Origin of the sequence: Streptomyces sp. DT190, from assembly GCF_049846985.1 — a bacterium.
Lineage (GTDB): Bacteria > Actinomycetota > Actinomycetes > Streptomycetales > Streptomycetaceae > Streptomyces.
In genome coordinates, this window is the sequence record NZ_JBNCNM010000035.1 from 22080 (window position 1) to 44758 (window position 22679).

Consider the following 22679-nt stretch of genomic DNA (forward strand, 5'->3'; position numbering starts at 1 on the left):
TCCGTACGGAGTCCGTCATGACCAAGCAGGCCGAACCACCACCTCCGGGTGACAAGCCGACGCCGACCGCGCCGCCGAGCCCGCCCGCCTGGCGGCACTGGCTGTGGCCGCTGGCCGCCCTCCTGGCCGTCGGCCTGTGGGCGGTGCTGCCCGGGACCCGCTCCAGCGAGCCGGTGAAGATGGACCTGACGTACTCGAAGTTCCTCGACCAGGTCGACGGCGGCAAGGTCAAGTCCGTCACCATCAAAGCAAGCGGGGAGGCGAGCGGCACGCTCGCCAACGGGCACCGCTTCACCACCGCCGTCCCGGTCCAGTTGGCCGGTGACCAACTGGACCGGCTGGAGGACAAGAAGGTGGCGGTGACGGCCAAGCCGCCGTCCACCTCCCCGTCCACCGGTTCCCAGATACTGTCCTGGATCCTCCTGCTCGGCCCGTTCCTGCTCATCATCTGGTTCTGGCGCAGGCTGTCCAAGGGCGCGGCCGGCCACATACACGGCGCGCTGGGCGGGGTCGGCAATTCCAAGGCCAAGGTGTTCGACGCGGAGCGGCCGGAGACCACGTTCGCGGACGTCGCCGGATACGAGGGAGCCAAGGCCGAGATCGCCGAGGTCGTCGACTTCCTGCGCAGGCCCGAACGCTACCGGCGCGCCGGGGCCATGGCGCCGCGCGGCGTCCTGATGGTCGGCCCGCCCGGCACCGGCAAGACCCTCCTGGCCCGCGCCGTCGGCGGCGAGGCCGACGTGCCGTTCCTGTCGGTGGCCGGATCGAGCTTCGTCGAGATGTACGTCGGTGTCGGCGCCGCCCGCGTACGGGACCTGTTCGCCGAGGCCCGCAAGCGGGCGCCCGCCATCGTCTTCGTCGACGAGATCGACGCCCTCGGCGGCCGCCGTGCCGCGGCCGGACAGATCGTCTCCAACGATGAACGGGAGCAGACCCTCAACCAACTCCTGTCGGAGATGGATGGTTTCGAGGCTGCCGAGGGCCTTGTCGTGCTGGCCGCCACCAACCGGCCCGAGGTCCTCGACCCGGCGCTGCTGCGCCCCGGACGCTTCGACCGGCAGGTCACCATCCCCCTGCCCACCCTCGCCGAACGGGCCGCGATCCTGGCCGTGCACTGCCAGGACAAGCGCCTCGGCAAGGACGTCGATCTGGACGTGGTGGCACGCGGCACGCCGGGATTCTCCGGCGCGGATCTGGCCAACCTGGCCAACGAGGCCGCCATCGTCGCCGTACGGGACGGCCGCGAGGTACTCACCGCGGACGACTTCGACACCGCCCGGGACCGCATCCTGCTCGGCCGCCGCGAGGGCTCCAACGTGCTGCTGCCCGCCGAGAAGGAGGCCGTCGCCGTGCACGAGGCCGGGCACGCCCTGACTGCCACGCTGTCCCCGAGCGCCGACCCGGTCGCCAAGGTCACCATCCTGCCCGCCGGGCAGACCCTCGGCGTCACCGAGCAACTGCCCCTGGTCGAGCGTCACCTGTACGGCGAGGACTACCTCACGCAGACCCTCGCGGTACGGCTCGGCGGTCGCGCCGCCGAACTCGTCGTGCTCGGGCAGGGCTCCACCGGAGCTGCCAACGACCTGGCCGGCGCCACCGAGCCGGCCACCAAGATGGTCCGCGAGTTCGGCCTCTCCTCCGCGCTCGGGCCGGTGGGCTACCCACAGGACGGCTCGGTCTTCCTTGGCAGCGGCGGGAGTGCCATGAGCAGCCGCCCCTTCGCCGAGGCCACCCAGGCCGCCATCGATGCCGAGGTCGCCCGCCTGCTGCGCGAGGCCGAACAGCACGCCACCGGCCTCCTCACCGAACACCGCATACAGCTGGAGCGGTCGGCCCGGCTGCTCCTCAAGGAGGAGACCGTGGACGGCGTCATGGTGTACGAGCTTCTGGGCACCGAGCCCCCGAGCGCGCACCCCGGCGGTGAGACCATCGCGCCGTGCCGCGCCACCCTCACCAAGGAGCCCGCCGCACATCGCAGCGGCCACGTCCGCGCGGCGCCCGCCTCCGCCGACGAGGACCGGCGGGACAACCCGTCACAGGCCGCGTCATGACCCGCGCCGACACCCACCGGGAGGCAGCCCGGACGGGGGCGCACCGCTGGTGGGTGCTGGTATCCGTCTGCATGGCCTGGTTCCTGGTCCTCGTCGACGACACCGCCGTCGCCATCGCCATGCCCCCGATCGGCCGGGACCTCGGCCTCGGCCTGAGCGGCCTGGAGTGGGTGGTCAACCTCTACACCCTCGCCTTCGCGGTCCTGACCCTGTCCGGTGGGATGCTCGCCGACCGGTACGGCGCCCGGCCGGTCTTCCTCGCGGGGCTGACGGTGTTCACCGTCTTCTCGCTGGCCGCCGGACTGGCCCCCGACGGCCCGTCACTGATCGGGCTGCGCGCCGGCCAGGGCGCCGGCGCGGCGCTGATGGGCCCGGCCGCCCTGTCCCTGCTGCTCGCCCTGTTCACCGGTCCGTCGCGCGCTCTGGCCCTGGGCGTGTGGTCCGGGGCCGGTGCCACGGCGCTGGCCGGCGGCCCGCTGCTGGGCGCCGTGCTCACCGCGGGTTTCGGCTGGCGGTCGATCTTCCTGCTCAACGTCGCCCTCGGACCCGTACTGTGGGCGATCGCGCGCCGTACGCTGCCCGCCCCGCAACCCGCCGCCCGCACCGGGCCGTTCGACCTCGCCGGTGCCCTCACCTCCGCGGTCGGCCTCTCCGCCCTGATCTTCGCCCTGACCCGGGCGACCGTCTACGGCTGGGCCTCGCCGCGGCTGTGGGCGCTGCTGACCGGAGCCGTGGCGGCCCTCGCCCTCTTTGTCGTTGTCGAACGCCGGGCGGCCGCACCGTTGTTGGACCTCTCACTGCTGCGCAGGCCGGGCTTCCTGGTCGGCAACGTACTGGGGCTGGTCAGCCTCGCCGTGATGTGCAGCGTGTTCTTCTTCCTGTCTCTGTACCTCCAGTTGGCCACCGGCGCCTCACCGATCCAGGCGGGCCTCGCATTGCTGCCGCTCACCCTGCTCAGTGCCGTGGTCGCACCGGCCGCCGGATGGCTCATCCCCCGCATCGGCCCCCGTACGCTGATCGGCGCCGGGCTGCTGCTGACCGCGACGGGGCTGGCCCTGCTGGCCGGCATCGCCCCGGGCTGGGGAAACCTCCAGCTCCTGCCCGGCCTGCTGGTCACCGGCCTGGGCATCGGACTGTCGACCACCCCGATCACCACCGCCACGCTCGGCCACGTCCCCGACCACCTCACCGGCATCGCGAGCGCCGCCCTGAACGCCTCCCGCATGATCGGGCTGTCCCTCGGCATCGCCGTCATGGGCACGATCGTCGCCGCTCAGTGGCCCGACGACCTCACCAGGACCACACCGGCCGGCACCGACCTCACCACCGGCATCGCCGACGGCCTGTGGATCAACGCCGGGCTCGCGCTGGCCGCCGCGGTTCTCGCAGCCGCCGCCGTTCGTGCCCGGGCACGGCAGGAGCCCGCTGTGCCCGAGGATGCCCCCGCGCGCCCACCGGAGGGGCGGGTCCGGGCGAACCCAGGGCCACTCCAGCAGCAGTCCAGCAAGGCGCCTGCCGACCGGCGCGGAGAGGGGTGACGGAAGATGTTGCAGAACGTGGACGTCGGCCGACGGCGCCTGGACGCCTACCGCGCGTGCGCGGGCGAAGCGGTCGTGGACGAACTGCGCCGTCTCGCCGCGCCGCTGGACGGTGTGCGGGTGCTGCACGTCAACGCCACCGCGTACGGCGGCGGGGTGGCGGAGATCCTGCGCTCCGAAGTGCCCTTGCTGCGCGACCTGGGCGTGGTGGCCGAGTGGAAGACCATAACCGCCGAGCAGGGGTTCTTCGAGGTGACCAAGGCCGTCCACAACGGCCTGCAGGGTGATCCGCGCGGGGTGAGCGACGACGAGTGGCGGGTGTATGACGCCGCCTCGGCGCAGGTCGCCGCCCAGCTGGAGGAGTCGTACGACGTCGTCATCGTGCACGACCCGCAGCCGCTCGCCCTGCCCCAACGGCACGGCCGGGGCGCCGCGAAGTGGGTGTGGCGCTGCCACATCGACAGCTCCCAGCCCAACCCGCACGTCTGGGCGCGGCTGCGGCCCCAGCTGTCCGCCTACGACGCCGCCGTCTTCACGCTGGGCGCCTTCATCCCACCCGACATACCGGTGGGCCGGGTGGAGATCATTCCCCCGGCGATCGACCCGCTCAGCCCGAAGAACATGCCCATCGACGACGCCTTCGCCGCCGGTGTCCTGGACTGGATCGGTGTGGACACCGCACGCCCGCTGCTGGTGCAGGTCTCCCGCTTCGACCCGTGGAAGGACCCGCTGGGCGTCATCGACGCCTACCGGGCGGTCAAGCGCCGGGTGCCGGGTGTGCAGCTGGCCCTGGTCGGGTCGATGGCCCTGGACGACCCGGAGGGCTGGCGCGTCTACCGGCAGATCACCTCCGCCGCGGCCGACGACCCGGACATCTCGCTGTTCACCAACCTCACCGGCGTCGGCAACATCGAGGTAAACGCCTTCCAGCGCCGTGCCGACGTGGTCATTCAGAAGTCGCTGCGGGAGGGCTTCGGCCTGGTTGTCTCGGAGGCCACCTGGAAGGGCACGCCGGTGGTCGCGGGCCGGGCCGGGGGGATTCCGCTGCAGCTGCGTGACGGGGTCGGCGGCCACCTGGTGGACTCGACCGACGCGTGCGCTGATGCCGTCCTCGGCCTGCTCGGCGATCCGTCGAAGGCCCGCCGCCTCGCCGGCGCCGGGCGGGAGCTGGTGCGCGGGCGGTTCCTGCTGCCCCGGCTCATCGGCGACGACCTCCGTCTGATCACCAGCCTGCTCGGCCACGCCCCCGCGGCCCCCAGGGCGTTGGCCGCCGCGGGCACCGGGGGCGAGGACCGGGATCCGGTGTGCGGGATGCGCGTGGACGGTGCCGGCGTCCACCCAACGCAGTACCGGGGCCGGGAGTTCCAGTTCTGCTCCGCCTCCTGCGCCCGCCAGTTCGCCGCCGACCCGGAGCTGTTCTGGCGGGCGGTGGCACGAGCCGCCCGCGGCGCATCGGCCACCGCGTGAGCCGGGAAGGAGCGGCCGTCATGTCCGAGCTGCGTCGGGACCCCTTCACCCGCGACTGGGTGGCCATCGCGCCGGGACGCCGCGAGCGCCCTCAGCAGATGCCCGCCCCGACCGGATCGCCCCTACGCCGGGCTCCGGCCGCCGATCCGGCCTGCCCGTTCTGCCCGGGCCGTGAGGAGGCCACCCCGCCCGAGCTGTGGCGCCTGCCCGCCGCCGCCGATACCGCGCCCGCCGCCTGGCGGCTGCGGGTCGTGCCCAACCGCTACCCCGTGATGGCCCCCGCCGACCGGCCCGCCCGCCACCGCACCACCGGACTGCACACGACGGCGGAGGGCATCGGCAGCCACGAGGTCGTCATCGAATCCCCCGCCCACGACTGGGATCTGCCCGACGGCGACGACGCGGCCGTCGCCGACGTCCTGCGCGCCTACCGCACCCGGGCCCGCGCACTGCGCGAGGGCCGCCCCGGCCTCGTCCTGCCCTTCCGCAACCACGGCGCGGCGGCCGGCACCTCGCTGCCCCACCCGCACTCGCAGATCGTCGCCACCCCGGTCGTGCCCGCACGCTTCCGCAGGCTGTTCGACGTCGCCCGCGCCTACTACGACGACCACGGCAGCTGCCTGTACGTCGACCACACCGCCGCCGAACTCGCCGACGGCGAGCGCGTCATCGCCACCACCGGCCACGCCGCCGCCCTGGCCCCGTACGCCGCCCGCACCCCGTACGAGACCTGGATCGTGCCCCGCCGCCACCAGGCATCCTTCGCCGACGCCTGCGACGAGGACCTGGAGCAGACCGCCGTGCTCCTGCGCCGGATCCTCGGGGCGCTGCGCGACCTGCTCGGCGACGTCCCCTACAACTACGCTGTGATCAGCGCCCCCAACGGCGAGGAGACGACCGCCTACTTCGCCTGGCACCTCCAGATCGCCCCCCACCTGACTGAGCCCGCCGGGTTCGAACTCGGCACCGGCATCGCGGTCAACCCCGTCCAGCCCGAACAGGCCGCCGCCCACCTGCGACAGGCCCTGGCCGCCCGCCCTGCCCCGCCCGTCCCCCACACGGCCGCCGCTTCGGTCTCTGACCGCTCCCGGACGCGGCATCGCCCGGCCGGCAGGCAACCATGAAGTCGAGCAGTGTCGTGAGCGACCTCCCCGTACGACCGGACAACGGCCGTCCTGTTCCGGCCCGGCAGTCAGAGCCGACCGCCGGGCCGGAAGAGGGTGTGCGATGCCGCCGCGCTGACCGCCTCCCGCCGCCGCGCTCCTGGGAACGAGCCCCCGCCATCAGCACGACGACCACGGTGGGACCGGCCTGACGAAGAAGGGGCCGCACCACCACTGAATTTCCCGCAGGTTCGCGGCACAGGCGTGCGGGACCGCGATGAAGGGACCGATTGGCATGAGCAGCATCGCTCGCCGTATCGCGGACCTGTTCCGGATCAAGGCGAACAAGGCACTCGATCGGGCCGAGGATCCGCGCGAGGTGCTGGACTACTCCTACGAGAAACAGCAGGAGCTGCTGCTGCGGGTGCGGCGCGGCGTGGTGGACGTCGCCACGAGTCGCAAGCGCCTCGAACTGCAGATGAGCACCCTGGAACAGTCGAGCGGCAAGCTTGAGGGGCAGGCCCAGCAGGCGCTGTCCGTCGGACGAGAGGACATCGCCCGGGAAGCCCTGGGGCGCCGGGCCGCAGTGGCCACGCAGCTCACCGACCTGCAGGGTCAGCATGCCGCGCTACAGACCCAGGAGGAGAAGCTGACACTCGGCGCGCAACGCCTCGAGGCGAAAGTGGACGCCTTCCGGACCCGCAAGGAGACCCTCAAGGCCACCTACACCGCTGCCGAGGCGCAGACCCGGATCACCGAGGCGGTCACTGGCATCGGCGAGGAGATGGGCGATGTCGGCATGGCCATCCAACGGGCCCAGGACAAGACTGAACAGCTGCAGGCCCGCGCCGGTGCACTGGACGAGCTGATCGCCACCGGCGCACTGGAGGACGCCACCCTCCCGGCCGGCCGCGACGACATCCAGGCCGAACTGGACAAGGCGTCCGCCGGCGGAGACGTGGAGCTGGAGCTGGCCCGGATGAAGGCCGAGCTCACCGCTGCCCCCGAACCGTCGCCGCGCACTGGAGAGCCGCAAGGCCACGGAAGCGGACCGGGAGCCCGACAGGGAGGCGCCGTCGTGATCATGCGGATTCTCGGCGAGGGCCAGTACGAGATCGCCGACGCCCACCTGGACAAGCTCAATGAGCTGGACGCCGTGTTGCAGTCGGTTGCCGCCGATGGCGACGAGCAGGCGTTCGCAGTCTGGCTGCGGGAGCTGCTGGATGCCGTACGCGCCCTGGGCACGCCGCTCCCGCCCGACACCCTCGCGCCGTCGGACCTGATCCTGCCCGACGAGGACACCGGCCTGCACGAGGTCGAGGCGCTGCTGGCCGACGAGGGCCTGATCCCGGGGTGATGAAGGGGTGATGACATGCGCAGCCGCTTTGCTCCCGACCGGAAGCTGACCGCCCGCATGGGCCTGACGCTGTTCCTGCTCGGGCTGCTGTACGTGGCGTTCGTCGCCGTGCTGATCGCGCTGCTGAAGTCGTGGGTGCTGGTGGTGGTCATCGCTGCCGGGCTGCTGGCCGCCCAGTACTGGTTCTCCGACCGCATCGCCCTGTTCGCGATGCATGGCCGCATCGTCACCCCCGAGGAACAGCCCGAACTGCACGGGGTCATCGACCGGCTGTGCGCTATCGCCGACATGCCCAAACCGCAGGTCGCCCTCTCCTCGATGGACCTGCCCAACGCGTTCGCCACCGGCCGCAACGCCGACCACGCCGTCGTCTGTGTGACCACCGGGCTACTGCGCCGCCTCGAGCCCGAGGAGCTAGAGGGCGTCCTGGCCCAAGAGTTGTCCCACGTCGCCCACCGCGACGTCGCGGTGATCACCATCGCCTCGTTCCTCGGTGTGATCGCCGGGCTCATGGTCCGCTTCGCCTTCTACTCCCAGCTCTTCGGCGGCGGACGCGACCGGCGTGACGACCAGAACACCGCGGCGCTGCTGTTGCGGTCATGGCGGTCTCGGCCCTCGTCTACGCCCTCAGCTTCCTGCTGATTCGCGCACTGTCCCGCTACCGGGAACTGGCCGCCGACAGGGCCGCAGCCTTGCTCACCGGCCGCCCCTCGGCGCTGGCGTCGGCGCTGACCAAGGTCACGGGAGACATCGCCCGCATCCCCACCCAGGACCTGCGCACCGCGCAGGCCTTCAACGCCTTCTTCTTCACCCCCGCCCTCGGACCGGGCTCGGCCGTGGCGAACCTGTTCTCCACCCACCCCACCCTGGAGCGCCGACTGGAGCAGCTCGGCAAGATCTCCGCCGAGCTGGGCCGCCCGGCCCCATGACGCCGAAGCGCACACCAGGAGCACCAGACATGAGCGACGCCCCGGCACCGACGGCCCAGCGGGCCCTGGTGGTCGACGACGAGGTGGAACTCGGCCGCCTGGTCGGGGGCTACCTGTCCCGCGAGGGCTTCGCCGTGGACGTCGTACTCAACGGCGCCGACGCGCTGGAGCTGGCCCGTACGACGGCGCCGGACGTCGTGGTGCTCGATGTGATGATGCCCGGCATCGACGGAGTGGAGGTCTGCCGACGCCTGCGCACCTTCACGGACGCGTACGTCATCATGCTCACCGCCCGGGCGGACGAAGTCGACAAGCTCATCGGCCTGTCGGTGGGCGCCGACGACTACCTGACCAAGCCCTTCAGCCCCAGGGAGCTGGTCGCCCGCGTCAAGGCGATGCTGCGGAGGCCACGGACCGGGCAGCCAGAGCCGGACCAGGCAGCGGTCCGCCGCTTCGGCGAGCTGACCGTCGACCCCGAGGCACGGGAGGTCACCCTCGCTGGCCGCCCCGTCGAGCTGACCCGGATCGAGTTCGACCTGTTGGAGGCGCTCTCGTCACGTCCGCGGATGGCCTTCAGCCGGCGGCAGTTGATCGAACTGGTCTGGGGACCGGGGTGGGGTGGCGACGAGCACATCGTCGACGTGCATGTGGCGCGCCTCCGGCGCAAACTCGGCGACGATCCGGTCGCGTCCCGCTTCGTGCTCACCGTGCGCGGGGTGGGCTACCGGATGGGGACCGGCTGATGAGGTGCCGCCCCGGCCTGGCCGCGCGACTGCTCCTTGCCCAACTGCTCGTGGCGCTGTCCGGGTTGCTGACCCTCGTCGCCGTCGCCGTCGCCTTCGCCATCGGCCCGCCGCTGCTGCGGCGCCATCTGCGCAGCGCGGTCGGCGAGGTCTCCCCGCAGCTGTCCCGGCACCCTGGAGGACGTGTTCCTCACCGCAGGCGGCATCGCTCTCGGCCTCGGCGTCGCCGCGTTCCTGGGCCGCTGCCGTCGCCGCGGCCTTCCTGCTCACCCGGCGGCTTTCCCGTCCCGTCCGGGATCTTGCTGACGCGGCCGACCGCGTGGCCGCCGGTGACTACACCGCCCGTCTGGAACCGACGCTCCCCGCCCGGGAGTTCGAGGCCCTCACCGGTGCCTTCAACACCATGGCGGCCGCCCTGGAAAACACGGAACGCACTCGGCGCCGCCTGCTTGGTGACGTCGCCCACGAACTGCGCACCCCACTCGCCACCATCGAGGCCTACCTCGAAGGCCTCGACGACGGGGTACGCACGCTCGACGCGCACACCCTGGCCGTGCTGGGCGCCCAGACCAGTCGACTGCACCGGCTGACCGAGGACATCTCTCTGGTTCTCCCGCGCGGAAGAACACCGGCTCACTCTGGCACGGACAACCGTCCCCGCCGCCCGCCTGGTCGAGGCGGCCGCGGCCGCCGCCCGCCCTGCCTACCAGGCCAAGGGCGTCGACCTGCGCGTCACCATCGCCCCGCGCACCCCGGCGCTCGACGTGGACCGGGACCGCCTCGTGCAGGTCCTGACCAACCTGCTCACCAACGCACTGCGCCACACCCCCGCCGACGGGACCGTCACCCTGGCCGCCGAGCCCGCCGACGGGGGAGCGGCGCTCAGCGTCACCGACACCGGCGAGGGCATCGCCGCCGAGCACCTTCCGCACCTCTTCGAACGGTTCTACCGGGCCGCCCCGGCGCGCGACCGCGAACACGGCGGCTCCGGCATCGGACTTGCCATCGCCCGTGCCCTCGTCCAGGCCCACGGCGGCACCATCACCGCTCACAGCGAAGGACCGGGCAAAGGCGCCGTCTTCCGGATCAGCCTGCCGCCCGCCGGTGAAGGCCCCGACCTTCAGGGAAGCAACGTCGGAGCTTGACGGAATCGTCATGATCCGCCTGAACCATCGGATCTCATAGGAGGAACACTGAATGAGTAAACGATGGTTCACGCCCCGCTGGCTGGTCGCCCTGATCGCCGTAGCCCTGGTCGCCGGCGCGGGAGTCGGCATCGGCCTATGGGCGAGCGGGTCGTCCCAACCCCGGCCCTCTGCCCTGGTGGGACCGGGCGACCGTGCCGTCGCCACGGCCGAGGCCGCCCGCCAGAAGGAAGACGCCCGCGTGCGGGGCGTGACGCTGACCGCCGCCCCCACCACACTCCGGCTCGACGGGCGCAAGGTCACCACCTGGGCCTTCAACAACACCGTCCCCGGCCCGGAGATCCGCGCCAAGGCCGGTGATGTGATACGCGCCCGGGTGGTCAACCGACTGTCCGACCCGCTGACCGTCCACTGGCACGGGATCGCCCTGCGCAACGACATGGACGGCGTCCCCGACGTGACCCAGAAGGCGATCAAGCCCGGTGGGCAGTTCGTCTACCGGTTCACGGTGGCCGACCCCGGCACCTTCTTCTACCACTCGCACGTAGGCACCCAGCTGGACCGTGGGCTCTACGGCCCGCTGATCGTGGACGACCCCAGCGACACGACCGCTCCCCGGCGCGAGGTCACGGTCCTGCTCGACGACTGGATCGACGGCACCGGCCAGACCGTCCTGGCCAAGCTCCGCTCCGGTGCCACACAGAGAGACGACTCCTCCGATATGGGATCCATGCCGGGCATGGACGGCTCGTCCACGGGCGGTTCGGAGATGAGCGAGAGCATGCCCACCAAGGACAACCCGCTGGGCGAGGACGTGGTGGACCTGACCTACCCGTACTACCTCGTCAACGGCCGCCCGGCGTCCGACCCCGCCACTTTCAAGGTCGCCCCGGGGGAGCGCGTCCGGCTGCGGATCATCAACGCCGCCTCGACGACCCCGTTCCGCGTCGCGCTCGGCGGCAGCAAGCTGACCGTCACTGCCACGGATGGCTTCCCGGTCCGGCCGGTCACCGCGGACACGGTCTTGGTGGGTATGGGCGAGCGGTACGACGCGGTCGTCACCGCGCCCCGCAGTGGGGCCGTCCCGCTGGTCGCGAAGGTCGAGGGCGAGTCGACGACGCAGGCGATGGCGGTGCTCCGCACGGGGACCGGATCCGACCCCATGCCGGACGCCAAGGTGCAGGAGCTGAACGGCCGCCTCCTGACGTACGCCGACCTGCGCGCCACCCAGGCCGTCGCGCTCCCGGCACGTCAGCCCGACCGGACCTACACGGTCGACCTGACCGGCAACATGACCGCGTACAAGTGGGGAGCGGCCGCGGGCGGCAAGAAGGACGGCACCCTGCCGGTCCGGCAGGGTGAGCGGATCAAGCTGGTCCTGACCAACAAGTCGATGATGTGGCACCCGATGCACCTGCACGGCCACACCTTCCAGGTGGACACCGGCTCCGCCCCGGGCCCGCGCAAGGACACGGTCATCGTTTCGCCCATGAGCCGGGTCACCGTCGAGGTGGACGCGAACAACCCGGGCCAGTGGGCGCTGCACTGCCACAACATCTACCACGCCGAGGCGGGCATGCTGACCATGCTCTCCTACGAGAAATAGCCTCGGGTCCCCCGCCCAGGGATCCCTCCCTGGCCTGGAATCAGGAAGTTTCAGGAGCGCGACCGATGATCATGGATGGCGACCATCACGGCGAACAAGGTCAGCGAGCCGACGGCGACGAACAGAAGAGGGTGGTGGAACGGTGTGTTAAGTGCCGCCAGCACCACGAACACGGTAGCCACGGTGATCACCAGTGGCGCACGCCAACGTTTCATGGAATCCTCCCCGGTGCCCTGGTGACGGGTAGGGATACGGCCACCCGGTACGGGTGCCACACTCCTCAGCCTGCGCCCGTGGGGGACTGGTGGCCATGGGCCGCTCGGCCATGGCACGGTCCGATGGTCCTTTCCCAACAGGGCCGTGCGCCTCATCCGTTGGCTTCGGTGTTGTTGCCGAGGGCTGTGAAGCCCGGAGCCGGACGGCGCTGTCCCCAGAAGGAGTTCAGCCCGCGAGCATCACACCGACGCGGCCAGCGCCGTCAGCCTCCGCACTTCTCGGCGAACTGCGTACCAGTGAGTCGGCCGTCAGGGGCTATCGGTCGAAGTCCCCGGAGTCGTGTCCCGAGCGCTTCGCGTGCCTTTTGACACCGAGGCGCGCGGGTGCTGAACGGTCCGAGCGGTTCGACGCTCCCCGGCGCCGGAGCCGACGACCCGACCGGTCTCCATCAGACCCGGAGCGGTTCAGTGGCAGCATTCTGAGGAGCAGTGGCCAACGTGGCGTCCAGCATGCGCGGTGCTGGCGCGTACATCTTCCAGGAAGTGCAGCTGGCTACCCGGGTTTGAACATGCGAAGTGCTTCGCGCTTTCACCAAGCGGCATTTCTGCCTCCGGGGCAGAGCGGAAAATCTGATCACGGGCGTCCTGGCGGACGTGGTAACTGATCAGGTAAGAAGAGCTTGGGTGGAGGGCCCCGGCGGTGCCGCCCGCCTGGGAGCGGGGTCAGTTCGTGCCGAGCATCTTCCGCATTTGGGTGATCTCCGCGGTCTGGGCGGTGATGATGTCGTCGGCGAGGTCCTTGGCTGGGGCGTAGGCGCCTTGCTTCTTCTCGGTCTCGGCCATCTCGATAGCGCCTTCGTGGTGTTCGATCATCATGGCCAGGAACATGGTGTCGAATGCCTTGCCGGAGGCGTCTCGCATGTCGTCCATCTGCTGGTTGCTCATCATGCCGGGCATGGACGAGGCGTCACCGTGATCCATGCCGTCCATTCCGTCCATGCCTTGCGGGACGTTCTCGCCCCAGGCCGTCAGCCAGGCGGACATGGTCTTGATCTCCGGGTCCTGCGCCTTCTTGATCTGCGAGGCGAGGGCCTTGACGTCGCTGGAGGAGGCCCGGGTCTCGGCCATGTCGGCCATGACGATGGCCTGACGGTGGTGCGGGATCATCCCTTGGGCGAAGGTGACGTCGGCCTGGTTGTGCTCGCCTGCGGGGACGGAAGCGGATGTGGTGGGGCTGGGCGAGGTGACGGCCGTGCCGGTGTCGCCGTTGCCGCCGCAGGCGGCCAGGACGAGCGCGGCGGCCGCCGCCGTGGCGGCCAGGGTGGTACGGCGAGTGAGGGAAGCGTTCGCGTTCATGGGGGGGAGCTCCTGGGATCGGAAGGGGATCAGGGCATACCTGGACGCGGCGACAGGCCCGTTCATGAGGCGGCGTGCCGCGGGGCGTTTCCTATATCCGCAGGACTTGGAGTTCGGCGAGCGAGGGCGGCGCGCGTTCGCCTGCGGGCTGGTACGGCACCGGGGTGAGGGGCTGTGCTGCCGTGGCGATACCGCTGGGTACCGAGGCGGCCAGGGCCGGGATCACGGCGGGGCCGGGGATCGCCCCCGCGGCGCACATCTGGTCCGCGTGGCTTGCGTGCCGATCTGCGCTGCCGCAGTCATCGGTATGGCACGCGTACGACTGATCTGCATCAGCCACCATCTGGCGCGAGGCATGCGACCCGGTGTGTCCGGAGGGGGCCGGGCTCGCGAACGTCAGGCCGTGCATGCCCACAAGCGCGACGAGCACCGTGAGCACCAGCAGCGCCCGCAGCCGCAGCGCCGGCTGCGGCCACGAGGACGACGTCGGCGCGCTCGGACTCACAGCGTCATCGTAGGCGCGGCCGGGGCCAGGCGCGCGGGCTTGCAGCCCTGGTCTCAGCGCATGGTGAGGGTGCTTTTCATGTTCGGGTGGATGGTGCAGATGTAGGAGTAGCTGCCGGCCTTGGACGGAACGGTGAAGGTGACTGTTGCGCCGCCTGTGATGTTGCCGGTGTCGAACGTCGTCTTGTCCCCGGTGGCGGTCACGGTGTGCGGGACCGAGTCGCGGTTCACGACGGTGATCTTTGCTCCGGGGCGTACCTGAAGATCGGCCGGGCTGAAGGTGAAGTTCTCGATCACGATGCGCGCCGAGGCAGGGCCGGCGGTGGTCGCGGCGGATGAGGGGCTGGTGGCGGGCGCGGTGCCGTTGCCGCCATCTGAGCAGCCGACCAGGGAGAGCAGGGCGAACACTCCTCCCACGGCAAGAGCGGCGCGGCCTCGCTGCGGATGGGTGAGTGACATGCGGGGCGGACCCTTTCAGGTGAGGGCTGTGGGTCAGAGCGCGGCCGTCGGTCGGCCATCGCAGTCAGGTTCACCGTCCAAGGAGGCGCCCGCCATGGCGGTACGGCCGTCTGCGTCGCCTGCCCACCTGAAGGCTGGCGCGGAGTCCGGCGCAACACGGACGCGGGTGTGGGTGTCAGCGGGGTGCGATGGCAGCGCGGCGGAACAGGAGGGCTGCGGCGGCGGTGAGGGCGGCCAGCCAGGCGATGCCCAGGAGCAGGGCGCCGGTTTCGTCGAAGGTGGGGGTGAGCGCAGCGTCGATGAGGACGCGGCCGGGGCCATAACCAGGCAGGGCGTGGGCCCACGTTGGGGGCTGCGGGTGCAGCATAGGGCTCTGTTCGATGCCGATATCGAGGAAGGGCACCAGGAAGGCGATGAGGACGCCGCCGACGCGGCCGAAGATCGGGCCGATCAGGACGCCGATCAGGGCGTAGGTGAGGGCGATGAGGGTGTTGGCGGCGATGTAGAGGCCCCACTGGCGGGCATCGAACACGGTGGCGGTGACGGCGAGGGAGGCGGCGGTCGCGAGCAGCGCCAGCAGGGTGACGACGGCCAGCCGGGAGGTGAGCAGGCTGCCGGGGCGGAAGCCTGCCAGGGCCAGGCGCTGGTCGGCGGAGCGGGCGTTCAGGACGGTGAACAGTCCGGCGAGGGTAGCCAGGGAAGCGATGGCGATCGGGGCCATGGTGCCGCCGTGGACGTCGGGGAGCCAGACCTGTTGGGAGAGGGCGCGGCCGTGCTCGCGCACCGTCATGGAGGTGAACTCGTCGGGGGTGGTGGCCACCGCGAGGAGGACGAAGACCACGGGTACGGCGACGAGCAGCGCCCACAGCACGCGGTTGCGTCCTGTCTCCCGCAGGCCCATCCGCACGCCTGCCGCCACCTGGTCGACGGCCGAGCCGGGTCCGGCATGGCGGCGGGGCCGGGCGACGCGGCTGGTGGCGATGATCACCGTCCAGCCGGCTGCAGCCGCCGCGGCGGCCCAGGCCAGGGCCCAGCCGAGATCGCCGATCTGCCCGCCATGGCCGGAGGGCAGGTCGATCATCCACAGGGTCACGAAGTGGGTCGGCAGGATGCGGGTCACCGGACGGTCCGCCGCGCCGATCGCGGGACCGAAGAACGCGTCCAGGATCCACACGAACAGCACCAGCACGGTGCCGTTGACCGGGTTCGCGACCAGGACGCCGATGAGCGCACCGATCGCCAGGTAGATCACTGCGAACATCAGCGTCCCGGCCAGTACGCGCCCCGGATCGTCACCGAGTCCGGTCCGCAATTGAAGGGCCAGCAGGGCAGCGGCGGCGGCCAGCAGTGCCAGTGCCAGGCCGGTGGTCATACGGGAGGCGACCAGACGGGAGGGGGCCAGCCCGGCCAGGACCAGGCGGCGGTCGGCCGCGCGGGCGCCGCGCATCTGGAAGTACATGGCGATCGCGGCGATGAAGGCGGCGGCCCACCCGGCGGTGGCGGTCTGCACCGCGGGGCCGCCGGGGCCGCCGAGCAGCTCGGCGGCATCCGCCATCGGTCCGGCGGCCACCACCACGAACGCCACCGGGACCAGGACCAGCACGAGCAGGTTGACCGGGGTCCGGGCGGCCTCGATGAGGAACCGGCGGGTGAACGGCGCGGCGGTCACCGTGGCACCGCCCGCCCGTCCCGCAGCTGAACGATCCGGTCAAAACGCTCCTGGTCGGTCACGAAGTGACTGATGATCAGCACGGAGCGGCCCGCCTCGCGGCGCTGGCCGACCAGGTCCCAGAACTTGAGGTAGGTGTCGAAGTCGAAGCCTGCGTACGGCTCGTCCAGCAGCAGCACCTCGGGGTCGGCCAGCAGCGCCAGGCCCAGGTTCAGCTTGGACAGGGTCCCGCCGGACAGTTGGTCCGCGCGGGTGTCGGCGTAGCGTTCGAAACCGAGCGATGCGTAGATGTCCTTGCGCGAGCGCCGCTCCGCCTCCTGGGACAGGCGGTAAGCGCGGCCGAAGAGCTCGAAATGCTCGTCGCAGGTGAGACGCTCGTAGACGATCGGCTCCTGCGGGCAGTAGCCCAGCCGCCCGCTGCGGGTAACGGTACCGGCGTCCGCGGCCAGCGCGCCGACCAGAATCTTCATCAGGGTGCTCTTGCCCGAGCCGTTCTCCCCGACCAGGCCGACCACTTCGCCGGGAGCCAGGGTGAGATCCACCCCTTTCAGCACCGGTATCCGGTGCGAGGCCGGCCACAGGCCGCGCCGGTACGTCTTCTCGACCCCGGCTGCCTCCAGGACCGCGCGGTCGGCGCTCGCCGGGGCGGGTTCGATCACGCTGGTGTGCGGTGCATCGGTCGGCTTGGGACCGCTGTTCGGTGCTTCCCGCCGGTCCCGGCCGCTCACGGCCCGCTCCCGGCCCGGGATGCCGTCCCTGCGTGCGGCAGCAGGTCGCGGAGGGTGTCGGCCAAGGCGTAGACCAAGGCGGCGGTGATGGTAGTGGCGCCCCACAGACCCCACGCTGCCGCAGACGCGTCAGCGGCAAGGAGCGCGGAAAGCGGAAGCAGACCGGCCGCGAGGAGGACGGGGGCGGTGCGGTGGATGGAGCGGACCAGGTGCGCGGCGTCGCGCCTGTGGCGCCGGGTGAGATGCACCGCGCACGCGGCGGTGGCCAGGTCTCCGAGGACGATCAGAGTCCAGACGAGGGCTTCCATGCCAGGTCACCTCCGCGTGGCTCGTGAGTCGGATCCGCGCGCGGACCCGGGGGCGCTGGGGGTGCCGTGCTTCCTGGCGGGCGGCGCCCTGTGGGGCCGCCTGGGCCAGAAGGCAGGGGTGCCGGCGGCGTAGACGGTCCACTGCTCACCGAACCGGTCTGCGACCTCGCGTTCCTCGCTGCGGGCGAGGCGGGCGTACACGTACACCAGGACCGGGAACATGATCAGGGTGGGGATGGTGGGCCACTGCAGCAGGAACCCGATCATGATGAGGAGGAAGCCGTCGTACTGCGGGTGGCGCACCCAGGAGTAGGGGCCGGTGATAGCGAGGTGGTCGTGCTGGGCGGCCTCGTGCAAAACCTTCCAGGCGGCGGCGATCAGCCAGAAGCCGACGCCGATGGCGACGTAGCTGGCGAGGTGGAAGGGGCTCAGGTGCGGATCGCCACCCCAGCCGGTCAGGTCGTTCCACAGGTGACCGCCGGCGTGGGTGTCCTTGAGCAGCGGGAACTGGTTGCCGAGCCAGCTGCCCAGCAGGTAGATGGTCAGCGGGGTGCCGTACATCTCGGTGAACAGCGCCACCAGGAAGGCGCTGTAGGCGCCCATCGCCCGCCAGTCCCGCTTGGTTTTCGGGTGGAAGAAGCTGGCGGCGAAGACGATGAACAGCAGGGTGTTGAGCACCACCAGCGGCCACAGGCCGTATGCGGCATCCGCCATCACATCCTCCTCGTTGACGTTGTGCGATTGGTGACTGGCCTGCGTCGGCCGCGGGCGAGGCCGCTCATCCGGTGCTGGTAGGTGGACGCATCGATCCGGCCGCGCAGGCGCAGACCGACGCACCACCGCTCAGCGTCTTCCAGGGCGGCGCGCCGCCCCCGGAGGCGTGCCAGGGGAGGGCGGCGGGGCTCGTTCGGCGTGATCAGGCGCGCGATGTCGTAGACCACGCCCGCCAGGATCAGCGTGCCGATCGAAATGGCTATCACGGCGCTCATGGCGTTCTCCTCGCCATGCCGTCGAGGTGGGGATCCGGCCGGTTACGGCCGGCCTCCGGGGTGGTGGTCGTGCTTGCGCAGCGGGTCGCTGTCGTCGGTGTGCTGGTCACCACCGCCGTGGCCGCCGCCGTGCATGCCGCGCATCATGAAGAACATCATCAGCGGGCAGGCGACGACGATGGCGAGGAGGGCGAGGCTGCCCAGGGGCATGCCGAGCACCAGGGCGCCGACGAAGGCGATGGCGACGGCGATCGCGTACAGGCCGTAATTGCGGTTGTTCCTCATGGCGGGGCCTCCTCCTTGGGAGGGCGGGTCAGTGTTTGGTGAGAGGGTCCGAGGAGCGCAGGGCGGTCAGGCGGCTCTGGTACTCCTCCTCGTTGATCTCGCCGCGGGCGAACCGCTCGGCGAGCAGCTGCTCGGGCGAGGGACCGGCCGGGCTGTGGGTGTGCTCGTGGGGGCGGCCCAGGGCCCTGAAGAGCAGGACGGCGGCGGTGATGATCAACGCCCAGAACAGGATCATGCTGGCCGACATCGCGAACCAGCCCCATCCGCTGACGTCGTGGTCGTACCAGAACATCATCACCATCACGTCCCCAGGTCACCCGGCTGCGGGCGTAGGGCCCGCGCTGTCCGGCCTCGTTCTTGTGCTGCTTCCAGCGTCCTCCCGTCTGGCCTGGGGGCCCAGGGTCCACTGGTCCCGGGCGGTGGGGCCGGTCAGCCCCTACCTGGTTGGGGTAGCGCGAGCGAGGCTGGAGGGAGTGAACACGCAGGGAGGCCGATCTGCCATGAATGTTGCCGATGTCGTCGTGGTGGTCTTCGCGGCCGTGCTGATCGCTGGTCTGGGCTGGTTCTTCTTCGGCCCGCGCAGGGCCCGCACCGCGCTGATCGAGGGCGGGATGCAGCGGGTCGAGGTGACCGTGCGGGGCGGCTACAGCCCCGACGTCATCAAGGTCCGCCAGGGGGTGCCGGTGGAGCTGGTCTTCGACCGGCAGGAGAGCGGGGAGTGCACCTCCCGGGTCGTCTTCCCCGACCTGCGGGTCAGCGCCGGGCTGCCGGCGTACGCGCGTACCACCGTGCACCTCAGCCCGGATCGGGCCGGTTCGTTCGGCTTCGCGTGCGGGATGAACATGATCCACGGCACGCTGCTGGTCGAACCGGCCAGTGCCACGGATGCCGCCTCGGACGGTGGAAGCCGGACAACGGCTGCCACCACGAGCGCGGATGGGCCGGCCGGCAGTTTGCCGGGCGGCGAGGCCGCGGCAGCCGAGGCGGAGGCCGCGGAGTCCGCCGAGCGCCGCGCGGAGATCGCCGACCTCACCCGGCGGGTCGCCCTCGGCGCTGTGCTGACCGCCCCGGTGCTCTTCGCCGTCATGGCGCACGAACTCTTCGGCGCCGACTGGGTGCCTGGCTGGCTGCTGAACCACTGGCTGCAACTCGTGCTGATCACCCCGGTGATGCTCTATACCGGCTGGCCGATCCACTCGACCGGCTGGCTCACCTTGCGCCACCGCGGCGCGGACATGAACTCCCTCATCACGCTGGGTACCACGGCCGCGTACGGGTACAGCCTGATCGTCACGCTCGCCCCCACCCTGCTGCCCGAGAACGTGCGCGAGGTGTACTTCGAGGCGGTCGGGGTGATCCTCACTCTGATCCTACTCGGCAGGCTGCTGGAGGCGCGCGCCAAGGCCGGCACCGGTGAGGCCATCCGCGCGCTGCTCGGGCTGCAGGCCCGCACCGCCCGCGTGATCCGCGACGGCACGGAGACCGAGATTCCGGTGGAGGACGTGACGGTCGGCGATGAGGTGCTGATCCGGCCCGGGGAGAAGGTGCCGGTCGACGCGGAGGTGCTGTCGGGTTCCTCGGCGGTGGACGAGTCGATGGTCACCGGCGAGCCAATGCCGGTCACCAAACGCGCCGGGGACACCGTCATCGGCGCCACGGTCAACGGCACCGGATCCTTGCGGGTACGCGCGAGCAAGGTCGGCGCCGACACCATGCTCGCGCAGATCGTCCGCCTGGTGCAGCAGGCCCAGGCGTCCAAGGCCCCCATCCAGCGGCTCGCCGACGCGGTCTCCGCCTACTTCGTGCCCGCCGTCATCGCCATCGCCATCGCCACCTTCGCGCTCTGGTACACGGTGGGACCAGCACCGGCACTCACCCTCGCGCTGGTCTCCGCAGTCGCCGTTCTGATCATCGCCTGCCCGTGCGCCCTGGGCCTGGCCACCCCGCTGTCGGTCATGGTCGGCACCGGCAAGGGCGCCCAGGCCGGCATCCTGATCCGCTCCGCCGAAGCCCTGGAGACCGCCCACAAGCTGGACACCGTGGTGCTGGACAAGACCGGCACCGTCACCGCCGGGAAGCCCGTGCTCACCGACGTGCACACGGCCGAAGCCTTCCAGGAGAACGAACTGCTGGCCCTGGTCGCAAGCGCCGAGGCGGACAGCGAGCACCCGCTCGCGGCGGCGATCGTCGCCGGGGCCCGGGAGCGCGGCCTCGCCCTGGGTGCGGCGGGCGGCTTCGACTCGGTCACCGGCAAGGGCGTACAGGCCACCGTCGACGGCCGTGCCGTCCTGGTCGGCACCGCCAGGCTCCTCTCCGACGCCGGCATCGACACCACCGCGCTGGCCCCGGTCGCGGCCGAACTGTCCGCCCAGGGCAAGACTGCCGTACTCGCGGCCGTCGACGGCCGCGCGGCCGGAGTGCTCGCCGTCGCCGACACCGTCAAGGACGACTCCACCCAGGCCATCGCAGCCCTGCAACGGCTCGGCCTCGACGTGGTCATCCTCACCGGCGACAACGCCCGTACCGCCGCCGCGATCGCCGCCCAGGTCGGCGTGGACCGTGTCCTGGCCGAGGTGCTCCCCGAGCACAAGGCGGATGAGATCCGCCGCCTGCAGGGCGAGGGCCGCACGGTGGGCATGGTCGGCGACGGCATCAACGACGCCCCGGCCCTCGCCGCCGCCGACGTCGGGCTGGCGATCGGCACCGGCACCGACGTGGCGATCGAGGCCGCCGACATCACCCTGATCTCCGGCTCCCTGACCGGAGTCGTCACCGCCATCCGGCTCTCGCGGGCCACCATGCGCAACATCCGGCAGAACCTGTTCTTCGCACTCGTCTACAACGCCGTCGGCGTGCCCCTCGCCGCAGGAGCCCTGTTCCCGGTGTGGGGCATCCGCCTCAGCCCGATCATCGCCGCCGCCGCCATGGCGCTCAGCTCGCTGTCGGTGGTCACCAACGCTTCCCGCCTGCGGCGCTGGCACACCAGCCCGCTGCCGCCCGCCGCAGCGGCAGCAGTCGAACCAGGGGCCGAGCCGCGGACGGAGACACCGGCCGATCACGCGCCCCAGTCCGCCACCACACCGGAGGGCGAAGCGAGCGACAAGCGCCCCAGCCACGACCATCAGCACGAGTCCGCCACCGCTGTCACCGACCCGGTGTGCGGCATGCAGATCAACCCGGAGACCGCAGCGGAGCGTCACGTGATGGACGCAGAGTGGTACTACTTCTGCTCCGCCGGGTGCGCTGCCGCCTTCTGCGCCGACCCGGACCGCTACCGGGCATCGGCTGCGCACGGCACGCCGCGAGGAGATGAGACCAGGTGACCACCATCTCCGGCCCCGCAGGTACTCCGGACCCGGCACCGGGCGCGGCCCCGCACGGCTACGCCGACCACAAGTCCGACCATCTCACCCGGCTGCACAAGATCGAAGGCCAAGTGCGCGGGGTGACCCGCATGGTCGACGACGACCGGTACTGCATCGACGTCCTCACCCAGATCAGCGCCGTCACCCGAGCCCTGCAGGAAGTCGCACTCGGCCTGCTCGACGACCATGTCCGGCACTGCGTGACCGACGCCGCCCGCTCGGACCCGGCCGCGGGCGAGGCCAAGCTCGGCGAACTCGCCCTCGCCCTGCGCCGCACACTGCGCCTGTGACCGCCTCCGCGGTCCCAAGCCGGACAAACCCCACGGGGGTATATTGAGTGGGCGGCGAGCTCCCACCCACGGGACTCGGAAAGTAGAAGTCCGGGTGGAGGCGATGGCGACACAGTCAGCCCGCGCGGGCGCCGTGCGCTGGGCGCGCGGCGCCGTCATCGCCCTGTGCGCCGCGCTGGCCGTGCTGGTCCACCACGAGACCGCCGCGTCACCTCCGCGCCCGCCGCCCCGCATGCCGGGCATGGCGTCCTCGCCCGCCAGCGCGATGCCGATGAATTCCGCTGCCGGTCACACGGACGTGCCCGGCGCGAGTGCGTCCGCGCACAGTTCTCCGCACAGCGCCTGCGCCACCGCGGGCATGCAGCACTGCACCACTGCGAGCGTCGAGGTGATCAAGCTCGCTGTGCCGCCGCAGGGGCTTGCCGGGCAGTCGGCAAACCCGTTCCAGGCCCGATCCGGCCCGGTGTCCGCCGGGACCATCGGCCGCGCGCCACCTGACCTGTCGGTCCTCTCCCAGCTGCGCATCTAGGCCGCGCCCACGGCACCTCGTGTGCCGTCTTGCGTCCGCGACC

General features: G+C 71.4%; 22 protein-coding genes and 4 pseudogenes. 14 read left to right on the top strand and 12 right to left on the bottom strand.

Features of this window, described 5'->3' with window-relative positions:
• Positions 1-17 precede the first annotated feature (17 nt).
• The 11 genes and pseudogenes from ftsH to ACPXCS_RS37360 all read left to right on the top strand — a co-directional run bounded on the left by ftsH (position 18) and on the right by ACPXCS_RS37360 (position 11939).
• On the top strand, positions 18-2051 hold the full coding sequence (ftsH, locus tag ACPXCS_RS37310) for an ATP-dependent zinc metalloprotease FtsH (protein ID WP_425951902.1): 2034 nt from the start codon (positions 18-20) through the stop codon (positions 2049-2051).
• Complete coding sequence (locus ACPXCS_RS37315) at positions 2048-3589, top strand: MFS transporter (RefSeq protein WP_425951901.1); 1542 nt, start codon at positions 2048-2050, stop codon at positions 3587-3589. Before ftsH ends, ACPXCS_RS37315 begins: the two co-directional genes overlap by 4 nt.
• 6 nt (positions 3590-3595) lie before the next feature.
• The gene (locus ACPXCS_RS37320) at positions 3596-5056 is read left to right on the top strand and encodes a glycosyltransferase (RefSeq protein WP_425951900.1); all 1461 of its coding nucleotides are present in this window, start codon (positions 3596-3598) and stop codon (positions 5054-5056) included.
• A 20-nt stretch (positions 5057-5076) separates the two neighbouring features.
• Positions 5077-6180, top strand: a complete 1104-nt coding sequence (galT, locus tag ACPXCS_RS37325) for a galactose-1-phosphate uridylyltransferase (RefSeq protein ID WP_425951899.1) — start codon at positions 5077-5079, stop codon at positions 6178-6180.
• 274 nt (positions 6181-6454) lie between these two features.
• Positions 6455-7198, top strand: a pseudogene (locus tag ACPXCS_RS37330) (PspA/IM30 family protein); the annotation flags it as partial.
• A 45-nt stretch (positions 7199-7243) separates the two neighbouring features.
• Complete coding sequence (pspAA, locus tag ACPXCS_RS37335) at positions 7244-7516, top strand: PspA-associated protein PspAA (RefSeq protein ID WP_425951927.1); 273 nt, start codon at positions 7244-7246, stop codon at positions 7514-7516.
• Between the two features lie 15 nt (positions 7517-7531).
• Positions 7532-8445 (top strand): annotated as a pseudogene (gene htpX, locus ACPXCS_RS37340) (zinc metalloprotease HtpX).
• Between the two features lie 29 nt (positions 8446-8474).
• A complete protein-coding gene (locus tag ACPXCS_RS37345) occupies positions 8475-9188 on the top strand; it encodes a response regulator (RefSeq protein ID WP_425951898.1) in 714 nt (237 codons plus the stop codon).
• Positions 9091-9729: pseudogene (locus tag ACPXCS_RS37350) on the top strand (HAMP domain-containing protein); the annotation flags it as partial. The gene ACPXCS_RS37345 and the pseudogene ACPXCS_RS37350, both read left to right, overlap by 98 nt.
• A 223-nt stretch (positions 9730-9952) precedes the next feature.
• Positions 9953-10333, top strand: coding sequence for a sensor histidine kinase (locus ACPXCS_RS37355; protein WP_425951897.1), 381 nt, complete (start codon positions 9953-9955; stop codon positions 10331-10333).
• A 52-nt stretch (positions 10334-10385) separates the two neighbouring features.
• Entirely contained in the window at positions 10386-11939 is a 1554-nt protein-coding gene (locus tag ACPXCS_RS37360) for a multicopper oxidase family protein (RefSeq protein WP_425951896.1), read from the top strand.
• Between the two features lie 50 nt (positions 11940-11989).
• On the opposite strand, the gene ACPXCS_RS37365 is transcribed toward ACPXCS_RS37360, so the two are convergent.
• The 12 genes and pseudogenes from ACPXCS_RS37365 to ACPXCS_RS37420 form a co-directional block, all read right to left on the bottom strand.
• The gene (locus tag ACPXCS_RS37365) at positions 11990-12154 is read right to left on the bottom strand and encodes a hypothetical protein (protein WP_425951895.1); all 165 of its coding nucleotides are present in this window, start codon (positions 12152-12154) and stop codon (positions 11990-11992) included.
• Positions 12155-12423: 269 nt separating this feature from the next.
• Positions 12424-12522, bottom strand: a pseudogene (locus ACPXCS_RS37370) (transcriptional regulator); the annotation flags it as partial.
• 355 nt (positions 12523-12877) lie between these two features.
• Positions 12878-13510: a DUF305 domain-containing protein gene (locus ACPXCS_RS37375; RefSeq protein WP_425951894.1), complete on the bottom strand. Its 633-nt coding sequence runs from the start codon at positions 13508-13510 to the stop codon at positions 12878-12880.
• A 91-nt stretch (positions 13511-13601) separates the two neighbouring features.
• A complete protein-coding gene (locus ACPXCS_RS37380) occupies positions 13602-14015 on the bottom strand; it encodes a DUF6153 family protein (RefSeq protein ID WP_425951893.1) in 414 nt (137 codons plus the stop codon).
• Between the two features lie 53 nt (positions 14016-14068).
• Positions 14069-14473 (bottom strand): cupredoxin domain-containing protein, encoded by a 405-nt coding sequence (locus tag ACPXCS_RS37385; protein ID WP_425951892.1) that lies wholly within the window; start codon positions 14471-14473, stop codon positions 14069-14071.
• A 175-nt stretch (positions 14474-14648) separates the two neighbouring features.
• A complete protein-coding gene (locus tag ACPXCS_RS37390; RefSeq protein WP_425951891.1) occupies positions 14649-16142 on the bottom strand; it encodes an ABC transporter permease in 1494 nt (497 codons plus the stop codon).
• The gene (locus ACPXCS_RS37395) at positions 16139-16870 is read right to left on the bottom strand and encodes an ABC transporter ATP-binding protein (RefSeq protein WP_425951890.1); all 732 of its coding nucleotides are present in this window, start codon (positions 16868-16870) and stop codon (positions 16139-16141) included. The genes ACPXCS_RS37390 and ACPXCS_RS37395 overlap by 4 nt, the downstream gene beginning before the upstream one ends.
• Positions 16867-17178, bottom strand: coding sequence for a hypothetical protein (locus ACPXCS_RS37400; protein ID WP_425951889.1), 312 nt, complete (start codon positions 17176-17178; stop codon positions 16867-16869). Before ACPXCS_RS37400 ends, ACPXCS_RS37395 begins: the two co-directional genes overlap by 4 nt.
• Positions 17179-17184: 6 nt before the next feature.
• Complete coding sequence (locus ACPXCS_RS37405; RefSeq protein WP_425951888.1) at positions 17185-17892, bottom strand: methyltransferase family protein; 708 nt, start codon at positions 17890-17892, stop codon at positions 17185-17187.
• Entirely contained in the window at positions 17892-18167 is a 276-nt protein-coding gene (locus ACPXCS_RS37410; protein ID WP_425951887.1) for a hypothetical protein, read from the bottom strand. Before ACPXCS_RS37410 ends, ACPXCS_RS37405 begins: the two co-directional genes overlap by 1 nt.
• Positions 18168-18209: 42 nt before the next feature.
• Complete coding sequence (locus tag ACPXCS_RS37415; RefSeq protein WP_425951886.1) at positions 18210-18452, bottom strand: DUF2933 domain-containing protein; 243 nt, start codon at positions 18450-18452, stop codon at positions 18210-18212.
• A 28-nt stretch (positions 18453-18480) separates the two neighbouring features.
• Entirely contained in the window at positions 18481-18747 is a 267-nt protein-coding gene (locus tag ACPXCS_RS37420) for an SHOCT domain-containing protein (protein WP_425951926.1), read from the bottom strand.
• A 205-nt stretch (positions 18748-18952) separates the two neighbouring features.
• Between ACPXCS_RS37420 and ACPXCS_RS37425 the strand changes: the two genes are divergently transcribed.
• The 3 genes from ACPXCS_RS37425 (at position 18953) to ACPXCS_RS37435 (ending at position 22636) form a co-directional block, all read left to right on the top strand.
• Complete coding sequence (locus ACPXCS_RS37425) at positions 18953-21775, top strand: heavy metal translocating P-type ATPase (protein WP_425951885.1); 2823 nt, start codon at positions 18953-18955, stop codon at positions 21773-21775.
• Positions 21772-22107 (top strand): metal-sensitive transcriptional regulator, encoded by a 336-nt coding sequence (locus ACPXCS_RS37430; protein WP_425951884.1) that lies wholly within the window; start codon positions 21772-21774, stop codon positions 22105-22107. Before ACPXCS_RS37425 ends, ACPXCS_RS37430 begins: the two co-directional genes overlap by 4 nt.
• Positions 22108-22210: 103 nt before the next feature.
• Positions 22211-22636: a hypothetical protein gene (locus ACPXCS_RS37435; protein WP_425951883.1), complete on the top strand. Its 426-nt coding sequence runs from the start codon at positions 22211-22213 to the stop codon at positions 22634-22636.
• The last annotated feature ends 43 nt before the right edge of the window (positions 22637-22679 follow it).